The sequence below is a fragment of the Rathayibacter sp. AY1C5 genome (assembly GCF_002931705.1).
In the GTDB taxonomy this organism is placed as follows: Bacteria; Actinomycetota; Actinomycetes; order Actinomycetales; family Microbacteriaceae; genus Rathayibacter.
The window spans coordinates 1-1,451 of record NZ_PSWD01000062.1 but is presented as its reverse complement, the minus strand read 5'-3'; the positions used below and the strand labels follow the sequence as shown (position 1 = coordinate 1,451).

Here is a 1,451-nt window from a genome sequence, read left to right as displayed (position 1 = left end):
CGCGGCCGCCCGGGGAACGTGGCGGCGGCCCTCCCTGGGTCGCACGGGGCGCCTGCGAGACCCGCTCCCGCTCTCTCCAGGCCCCTCGCCCCCGCCCCCCGGCCGCCCCCCGCACCCTCTTCTCCCGCCCGCACTCCGCACGACAGGAACGAGCACCCATGACGCTGTCCACTCCTCAGACCGCCTACGCCTCCGCCAAGCTCCAGGGCACCGGAGTGGGACGCGGGCTGGCCCTCGGGCCGGTCCTGCGCATGCCGGAGCCGCTGCCCGAACCCGAGGACACCGCCAGCACCCGCAGCGTCGCCCAGGAGGAGGAGCGCGCCGTCTCGTCGCTGTCCGCCACCGCCGCGACGATCCGCCACCGAGGCGAGCGGGCCGGCGGCTCGGCGAAGGACGTCCTCGACGCCCAGGCCCTGATGGCCGAGGACCCGTCCCTCGCGGACGACGTCAAGGCGCGGATCGCCGGGGGCAAGACCGCGGAGCGCGCCGTGCACGAGGCCTTCGCCGGCTTCCGCGACCTGCTCGTGGCGATGGGCGGCTACATGGCCGAGCGCGCGACCGACCTCGACGACGTCTCGCAGCGCGTCGTGGCGCACCTGCGCGGCGTCGCCGCTCCCGGCGTCCCCGAGTCGGACGAGCCGTTCGTGCTCGTCGCCCGTGACCTCGCTCCGGCCGACACGGCGCTGCTCGACCTCGAGAAGGTCCTCGGTCTGATCACCAGCGACGGAGGACCGACCTCGCACACGGCGATCCTCGCCCGGGAGAAGTCGATCACCGCCATCGTCGGCACCACCGGCGCCCTCGACCTGCGGGACGGCCAGCTCGTCATCCTCGACGCCACCTCCGGCGTCGTGACGGTGAACCCCTCGGACGCCGAGATCGGCGCCGCGAAGTCCTCGATCGCCGAGCGCGCCGAGATGCTCGCCGCACCGGTCGTTCCCGGCGCGCTGGCAGACGGCCACGCCGTGCCGCTGCTCGCGAACCTCGGCTCGGCCGACGGCGCTGCGAACGCGGTCGAGCTCGGCGCCGAGGGAGTGGGGCTGTTCCGCACCGAGTTCCTCTTCCTCGACGCGAAGGAGGCGCCCTCGGTCGCCGAGCAGGCGGAGCAGTACACGCGCCTGCTCGCTGCGTTCCCCGGCCGCAAGGTCGTCGTCCGCGCGCTCGACGCCGGCGCCGACAAGCCGCTGAGCTTCCTCAACGACGACCACGAGGAGAACCCGGCCCTCGGTCTCCGCGGACTGCGCGCCCTCCGCGCCAGCGAGCAGATCCTCCGCGACCAGCTCACCGCCCTCGCCCAGGCCGATGCCGCGACCGACGCCGACCTCTGGGTCATGGCGCCGATGGTCGCGACCGTGGACGAGACCCGCTACTTCACCTCGATGGCGCGGGAGCTCGGCATCCGCACCGCCGGAGTGATGGTGGAGGTCCCCTCCTCCGCCCTGCTCGCCGAC

General features: G+C 74.6%; 1 protein-coding gene. It reads left to right on the top strand.

Annotated features, from left to right (window positions below; translation table 11 throughout):
* Positions 1-158: 158 nt before the first annotated feature.
* The coding region (locus C5C57_RS17485; RefSeq protein ID WP_104297939.1) for a putative PEP-binding protein at positions 159-1,451 on the top strand (1,293 nt) is incomplete at its 3' end.